General features: G+C 66.1%; 8 protein-coding genes and 2 pseudogenes. 5 read left to right on the top strand and 5 right to left on the bottom strand.

Annotated elements, in window-relative coordinates; all coding sequences use genetic code 11:
* Positions 1-21 precede the first annotated feature (21 nt).
* Positions 22-294, top strand: a complete 273-nt coding sequence (locus BLQ03_RS19275; protein WP_425415755.1) for a MerR family DNA-binding protein — start codon at positions 22-24, stop codon at positions 292-294.
* Here BLQ03_RS19275 and BLQ03_RS17110 read toward each other — a convergent pair.
* The gene (locus BLQ03_RS17110) at positions 291-746 is read right to left on the bottom strand and encodes a c-type cytochrome (protein WP_090757508.1); all 456 of its coding nucleotides are present in this window, start codon (positions 744-746) and stop codon (positions 291-293) included. The genes BLQ03_RS19275 and BLQ03_RS17110 overlap by 4 nt on opposite strands.
* Positions 747-866: 120 nt before the next feature.
* On the opposite strand from BLQ03_RS17110, the gene BLQ03_RS17105 reads away from it, so the two are divergent.
* On the top strand, positions 867-1,067 hold the full coding sequence (locus BLQ03_RS17105) for a heavy-metal-associated domain-containing protein (RefSeq protein WP_090757507.1): 201 nt from the start codon (positions 867-869) through the stop codon (positions 1,065-1,067).
* Between the two features lie 177 nt (positions 1,068-1,244).
* On the opposite strand, the gene BLQ03_RS17100 is transcribed toward BLQ03_RS17105, so the two are convergent.
* The 4 genes and pseudogenes from BLQ03_RS17100 to BLQ03_RS18950 form a co-directional block, all read right to left on the bottom strand.
* Positions 1,245-1,679, bottom strand: a complete 435-nt coding sequence (locus BLQ03_RS17100) for a YqaA family protein (protein WP_090757506.1) — start codon at positions 1,677-1,679, stop codon at positions 1,245-1,247.
* A 273-nt stretch (positions 1,680-1,952) separates the two neighbouring features.
* Positions 1,953-2,924 carry a CDF family Co(II)/Ni(II) efflux transporter DmeF gene (gene dmeF, locus BLQ03_RS17095; RefSeq protein ID WP_090757505.1) on the bottom strand — a complete coding sequence of 324 codons (972 nt, stop codon included), beginning with the start codon at positions 2,922-2,924 and terminating at the stop codon, positions 1,953-1,955.
* On the bottom strand, positions 2,921-3,199 hold the full coding sequence (locus tag BLQ03_RS17090) for a metal/formaldehyde-sensitive transcriptional repressor (RefSeq protein ID WP_090757504.1): 279 nt from the start codon (positions 3,197-3,199) through the stop codon (positions 2,921-2,923). The genes dmeF and BLQ03_RS17090 overlap by 4 nt, the downstream gene beginning before the upstream one ends.
* A gap of 165 nt (positions 3,200-3,364) precedes the next feature.
* Positions 3,365-4,195, bottom strand: a pseudogene (locus tag BLQ03_RS18950) (IS701 family transposase); the annotation flags it as partial.
* Between BLQ03_RS18950 and BLQ03_RS17080 the strand changes: the two are divergent.
* From BLQ03_RS17080 to BLQ03_RS18145, 3 genes and pseudogenes are all read left to right on the top strand, one after another.
* Positions 4,168-4,425, top strand: a pseudogene (locus tag BLQ03_RS17080) (transposase); the annotation flags it as partial. The pseudogenes BLQ03_RS18950 and BLQ03_RS17080 overlap by 28 nt on opposite strands.
* Positions 4,426-4,473: 48 nt before the next feature.
* Positions 4,474-6,276, top strand: coding sequence for a PHA/PHB synthase family protein (locus BLQ03_RS17075; protein WP_090757503.1), 1,803 nt, complete (start codon positions 4,474-4,476; stop codon positions 6,274-6,276).
* A gap of 92 nt (positions 6,277-6,368) precedes the next feature.
* A partial coding sequence (locus BLQ03_RS18145; RefSeq protein ID WP_281201023.1) for a MaoC/PaaZ C-terminal domain-containing protein occupies positions 6,369-7,032 on the top strand: 664 nt, incomplete at its 3' end.

Raw genomic sequence — 7,032 nt, 5'->3', positions numbered from 1 at the left:
AGCCCTGCTGATGTCCACCGGCTGCGCTTCCTGAGCCGTGCGCGACGGCTCGACTTTTCGCTGCAGGACTGCCGCGACCTCCTGATGCTGAACGAAGACACGAGCCGCAGCAGTGCCGACGTGCGCGAGATCGCCGCGCGTCATCTCGCCCAAGTCGACGAAAGGTTGGCTGATCTGATGCAACTGCGTACGGCCCTGCAGCAGCTTGTTCAGAGCTGTGCGGGCGATGGGCATCCGGATTGCTCGATACTTGATGCCCTGGCAGGAGATTGCACTTTGCGGGACCGGGGCTAGCTGCCATTCCGTTCGGCCTGGATCGCGCGTATCCGATCGGGCCAAGTCGACTTGATGAACCCGAGGATGGCGGCAATGTCGCCGTCCGTCAGGATTTCGCCAAAAGCCGGCATGCCCGACGTCATGGGCACACCTATGTCATCCAGAACCGCCTGGCCGCCCCGACGGACGTAGTCCTTCAGCATGGCATCATCGTGGTGCCAGGTGTGGCCGGATGCGTCATGCGGCGGTGCAGGGAGAGCGCCGCTTTCGTCGGCAACCTGCCAGTCGGGCTGACCTTCAAGCTGGGCGCCGTGGCAGATCGCGCAATGTTCGGCGTAAAGTTCGACTCCGTGCTGGATCTGGACTGAGATGCTGTAGCTCCACCCTGCCCAGAGGGCGCTGCAAACGACGCTCACGGCAAGCAGCGATGCAGTTGGAAGGAAGAGGGCAGACGAGCGGCTTCCAGTCATGTCCGCCAGATTGTGGCCATTCACGCGCAGGTTAACATCAGGAAGTTGTTGGCACGCCTTGACCTTCCAGTGCTGGAAGCTCCCATTTGCTCAGGCATGAGAAGAACCAAGGAAGGTGTCATGCGTCTCCATCTCCCCAACATGAACTGCGGCGGCTGCGCCCGCAGCGTCACTCGCGCCATCCAGTCGGTCGATGCAAATGCCTCTATCGTCATCGATCAGAACCGTCGCGAGGTCGAGCTGACCAGCGATCTGCCGCGTGACCGCTTTGCGTCCGCCCTTGCTGCAGCAGGCTTCCCTGAGGCGCCGGCAGCCGACTGAGAGCTTGCAATCCGCTATTTCTACCCGGCGGGGGTCCCGCCCCCGCCGGGCAACGTTCAAGGCAAACTGAGGCACTAATGCCTTGAGGTTGCTCGACGTAATCTTGTCAACCCCGTCCTATGCGCCTGCAAGAGGCGAAGCCTGCTTTGCAGCGCCGGGGCAGAGCGGCAACTTTAGTCAAGCGAACCCCAATGTTGCTGCTGCCAGAACAAGGTAGCGGCCAATCTTCGCAATGCTGACAAGGAGCAAGAACACCCAGAACGACTCGCGCAGCACTCCTGCAACGACAGTCAACGGGTCGCCGATGATCGGCGCCCAGGCCAGCAGCAGCGACCATCTGCCGTAGTGGCGATACCAGCCCTCCGCTCGTGCCAGGGAGGCCGGGCTTACCGGGAACCAGCGTCGGGTGCGCAGCCGTTCGATTCCTCGCCCGAGAAACCAGTTGACCACGGAACCCAGCACATTGCCGAGGCTGGCAACAGTCAGCACCAGCCCTGGCGGGTGCTCGGTCAGCAGAAGGCCGACAACCAGGATCTCGGATTGCGCAGGAAGCAGAGTCGCTGCGGTGAAGGCCGCCAGAAACAGGCCGCCATAAACGGCAAGATCAATCATGATGACCGGTCAGGCACGCCGGCCCAGCTACTGCCGACGCGGGCTGTCGATGGAGAGGCTGAGCTCCATCGGCATCCCGTCGAAGCTGCACAACTCCCGCGATGACTGAAGCCTCCCCTCAATGTCAAAGGGGCCTCGTCGTGACGCTCCGCCACGCCCTCCACCTTGGAAGCGGCAATGAACAGGATTACCGTCTGCAGATCGACAAGGCGGCAGATGAGCCAGGGACAGGCTATGCGGCCTCATGTGGCCCCTCACATCGTTCTTCCTCCCTCAGGCGGCGCGCTCGACTTCGATCGTCAGATGGGAGAGGTCGTGGATATGCGAGAGCCTGGCGCGGTAGGCAGCGGGCTCCAGCGGCGCCTTGGAGCGGATCGCGACAATCGCGCCGTGATGACCCGGGCCAAGCTGCCAGACATGCAGATCGGTCACCTGATCCGAGCCGGTTTCGATTGCGGAGCGGATCTCGTCTGGCAGATCCTCATCCTCCGGCACGTAGTCGAGCAGGACCCGGCCGGTGTCGCGGATCAACCCCCAGGACCAGCGGGCGATCACGGCCGCGCCGACCATGCCCATCATCGGGTCCAGCCAGTTCCACCCATACAGACTGCCAAGCGTCAGCGCCGCAATGGCCAGCACGGAGGTCAGGGCATCGGCCAGGACGTGCAGGTAGGCGGCGCGCAGATTGTTGTCAGTCGCATGCTCATGATGAGGGCCGTGATCATGGGAATCATGGTCGTGCCCATGACTGTGACTATGCCCATGGCCGTGGTGCTGATGCGCGTGGTCCTCGCGCAGAAGCCAGGCACAGAGGAGATTGACGATCAGGCCGATCACGGCCACGGAAATCGCCTGGCGGAAGCTGATGGCAACCGGACTGTAGAACCGCATCAGGCTTTCCCAGCCGATCAGCAGCGCGATCAGCGCCAGGATCACGGCGCTGGCGAAACCCGCCAGGTCCCCCATCTTGCCCGTGCCGAAGGTAAAGCGTTCATTGCGAGCGTGGCGGCGGGCATAGCGATAGGCGAGTGCGGCAATCAGCATGGCCCCCGCATGGGTCGACATGTGCCAGCCGTCGGCAATCAGCGCCATCGAGCCGAAGATGCTGCCCGCCGTGATTTCGACCACCATCATCGCGGCGGTAATGGCGATGACCAGCCAGGTCCGGCGCTCGTTCCGCTCGTGATTGTCGCCCAGGTAGACATGCTCGTGCGGGCTGGCCAGCCGCGATGCCCGGATGTTCATTTGAGGTAGGTCCTGATGATGTCGATCAGTTCGCCTGCGGCCTGCCCGCGCGCGGCGTCGTCGTCCCGGTCCGGATTGGATACATGCTCGCGGATGTGGTCCTCGATCAGCTCGGCCGTCAGGCCGCCGACCGCGCCGCGGATCGAGGCAACCAGGTTCAGGACCTCGCCACAGGGTGCGTCGGCCTCGAGGGACCGCTCGACAGCCTCGATCTGCCCCTTGAGGCGGCGGACGCGGGCCAGGAGCTTGGCTTTATGCTTCGTGGTGTGGCTCATGGGATAGGGGGATACCGTATCTTAGCAGGAGCACAAGGCCGTTCCCTGCGTTGCAGAACGGTTTGGGCGGCGCCGAAACTGCCACATTTGGAGAGCGGAAGGAGTGTACGCTGGACCATCCCCTTATGGACACCCAGAGCCTAGCACTACTTTGGCACTCCTGCTTCAGGCGGTGGTCTGATCCAGCGTCGGCGGTGCGGGCATCTGGCTGGTGGGCGCGCTGGCACGAGGGCTGCGACGGTGGCCCGCCTAACGGCGGGCAGGCTTGGCTGAGGCGGAGGTGAGGGGCCGCTTTTTTTCCCCGCTCGGCCTGCTCCAGGCGCCGCTGCTGAAGGAAGACAAAGGCGATCATGGTCAGGAGGGCGTGTCGGTGCAGCTCGGTCCAGGAGCGGCCCTCAAAGTGGTCGAGCCCGAGCTCTTCCTTGAGTTGCTGGTGGGCCTGCTCGCAGGACCAGCGCGCCTTTACGGCAGACGGAAGGGTGTGGAGATCCGCGTCCGCAGGCAGGTTGAACAGGTAGTACTTGCGCTCGCCTGTGGAGCGTGCTCCCCCACGGCCCACACCTCCTCGCCCGGCAGATGTTTCGCGCCCATGTCGTGGATGCGCTGCGGCGGGCCATCGGCCAGGCGGACCCGCAACGCTGCAAAGCGGGTAGCCAGCCGGCCCTTGGTGCCCCGGCGCCAGCTCAGTGTCTGCCAGTCGGCGTCCGCGAGCACTGCTTCGACAGGCCGGCTGAGCTGGTTGGGGAGGTGGTGCTGGCGCGGGCGTCCGTGTCCGGCGACGGGGAAGATCATCTCGAGATCGACGGGATAGACCTTCTGCTTGGCTGGGATGCCCACTGCTCACCGGAGATCTCGCTCTCTCAAGGCTTGGCGGAAGGGCGCGCTCCGGCCATAGCCCGCGTCCGCCAAGACGCGGCCGAAGCGCACGCCGGAAGCCAGAACCCGGTCGATCTCCTCAATCGCCATCTCTGGCCGACAGGCGCTACGATGCCGAATGGTTCCGGGAAGCTTTGAAGGACAAAGGGATACGAGCCTGCATTCCAGGCCGGAAATCACGCGCCAAACCCATCAGGTATGACAAGCGCCGATACCGGCGTCGCAACAGGATCGAGATCATGTTCGGTCGCCTGAAAGACTGGCGGCGCGTAGCAAACCGCTATGACAGGTGCCCGAAGGTTTCTTTCTTCGCCGTCGCCCTCGCCGCCACCGTCATGTTCTGGCTATGAAGACAATGGGCCCTGAGCCTAGGATCGTCAGCAACACGGGTCGGAAGCATGAACGACATACCTCCCAGGGACCGGGCGGCCCTGCACCTGCCCGAGCCGACGGCACGACAGGGCACATCAGACGCCGACGAGATGCCCGAAGCCTTGCGGGCGCTGAACCGGATGCAGGCGGCGACGGCCAGCAAGCTCACGGGCGGCCTGTCCCCAGTCGGGCTGTCGCTGGCCGTCATGGACTGGTGGATGCACCTGATGATGGCGCCGGGCAAGCAGATGCAGCTTGCGCAGAAGGCCATGCGCAAGACAGCCCGGCTGGGGATGCACGCGGCGGCCGTCGCTAGCGGCGCCGAGGCCGCCCCGAGCATCGAGCCCCTGCCGGGCGACAACCGCTTCCGGGCCGAGCTCTGGCGGCAGCCGCCGTTCTCGAACTGGGCACAGGCCTTTCTGCTGAACCAGCAGTGGTGGCACCAGGCGACGCACGACGTCCCCGGCGTGGCGCCGCATCACGAGGATGTCGTCTCCTTCACCACGCGCCAGATGCTCGATGTCTTCTCGCCCTCGAACAGCCCCTTCACCAACCCCGAGGTCATTGCCCGCACCATCGCGACGGGCGGGCAGAACTTCGTGCAGGGATGGCGCAACTGGCTGGAGGATTCCCAGCGCATCCTGCTGAAGCAGCCGCCCGCGGGAACCGAGGCCTTCCGCGTGGGCGAGGATGTCGCGGCCACCCCGGGAAAGGTCGTCTTTCGCAACCACCTGATCGAGCTGATCCAGTATGCGCCGGCAACGGGGAAGGTGGTGGCCGAGCCGGTGCTGATCGTCCCGGCCTGGATCATGAAATACTACATCCTCGACCTGTCGCCGCAGAACTCGCTGATCCGGCACCTGGTCGGGACGGGGCACACGGTCTTCTGCATCTCGTGGCGCAACCCTTCGGCCGAGGACCGCGAACTGTCGATGGACGACTATCGCCGGATGGGCGTCATGGCCGCACTGGACGCGGTGGGCGACATCGTGCCGGGGGCCCGGGCCCATGCCACGGGCTATTGCCTGGGCGGCACGCTGCTGGCGATCGCGGCCGCCGCGATGGGTGGCAGCGGGGACGGGCGGCTCGCCTCGGTGACGCTGTTCGCGGCGCAGACGGATTTCACCGAACCGGGGGAACTCGCGCTTTTCATCGACCACAGCCAGCTGCGGGTGATGGAAGGGATGATGTGGGACCAGGGCTATCTGGCGGCCGACCAGATGGCGGGGGCCTTCCAGCTCCTGCGGTCCAACGACCTGATCTGGTCGCGGCTGGTCAAGGACTACATGACCGGCCAGCGCACGGCGATGACGGACCTGATGGCCTGGAACGCGGATGCCACGCACATGCCCTATCGGATGCACAGCGAGTATCTGCAGCGGCTTTACCTGGACAACGAGCTGGCGGCCGGGCGCTTCGTCGTCGACGGCCGCCCCGCGGCGCTGCAGAACATCCGCGTGCCGCTGTTCGTCGTGGGCACCGAGCGCGACCATGTCGCGCCCTGGCGGTCGGTCTACAAGATCCACTATCTCGCCGACACCGACGTGACCTTCGTTCTGACGAGCGGCGGGCACAATGCGGGCATCGTCAGCCCGCCCGGCCATCCACGCCGGCATTATCGACTGGCCCGCCAGCGCAAGGACGACCATGTCGTCGGGACCGAGGACTGGCTTGCGGCGGCGCCGACGAAGCCCGGCTCATGGTGGCCGGAATGGATCGCCTGGCTCGACGCGAACTCGACCCCCGACCGGGTGGCGCCCCCGGTCCTGGGCGGCCCGGGCCATCCCCCGATCATGGATGCCCCCGGCAGCTACGTCCTGCAGCGCTGACGCAGAACCCGGCGGCCGGTGCCGCTGGGGCAGGGACCCTTGACGCGGGGACGCAAGCCCACTCGACTGGCCCCTGCCACGGAAAGGATGCCATGCCCGATAGAAAGCCGATGATCGCCGACGGCCTGACGGCCCTTGAAAACAGGACCTTCGACGAAATCGCCCTTGGCGACGGCGCGTCGATGACGCGCAGGCTGACGGTGGACGACATCCGGCTGCTGGCGGCGCTGACCGGCTTTGACGGGGGCGACGCGCTCGATCCCGACGCGGCGGCGGAAGCGCATCTGGCCGAGAGGCTCAGCCACGGGATGCTGGCGAGCGCCCTGATGGCGGTGGTGCTCGGCACCCGCCTGCCGGGGCCGGGCGCGACCCATCTGGGGCAGGAACTGGCCTTCCGCGCGACCATCCGCGCGGGCGACACGCTTTCCACAAGCGTCGAGGTGGTGGAACGCGACCCGGCCTCGCGCCGCCTGCGGCTGGCCTGCCGCTGCACCAACCAGGACGGGACGGTGGTCATTGACGGCCATGCCGATCTGATCGCCCCCGCCGAAAAGCGCCGCTGGCAGCGCACGACCCTGCCCGAGGTGCGGCTGGCCCAGACGGCCAACGGCGGGACCACGCGGCTTCTGGACCTCGTGCGCGGGCTGGACGCGGTGCGGGCGGCGGCGGTGCATCCCTGCGACGCGCTCAGCCTGTCGGCGGTGATTGACGCGCGCGACGCGGGGCTGATCGTCCCGCTGCTGGTGGCCCCGCGCG

Origin of the sequence: Paracoccus chinensis (assembly GCF_900102885.1) — a bacterium.
Classification (GTDB): domain Bacteria; phylum Pseudomonadota; class Alphaproteobacteria; order Rhodobacterales; family Rhodobacteraceae; genus Paracoccus; species Paracoccus chinensis.
This window is presented reverse-complemented; position numbering and strand designations above follow the sequence as displayed.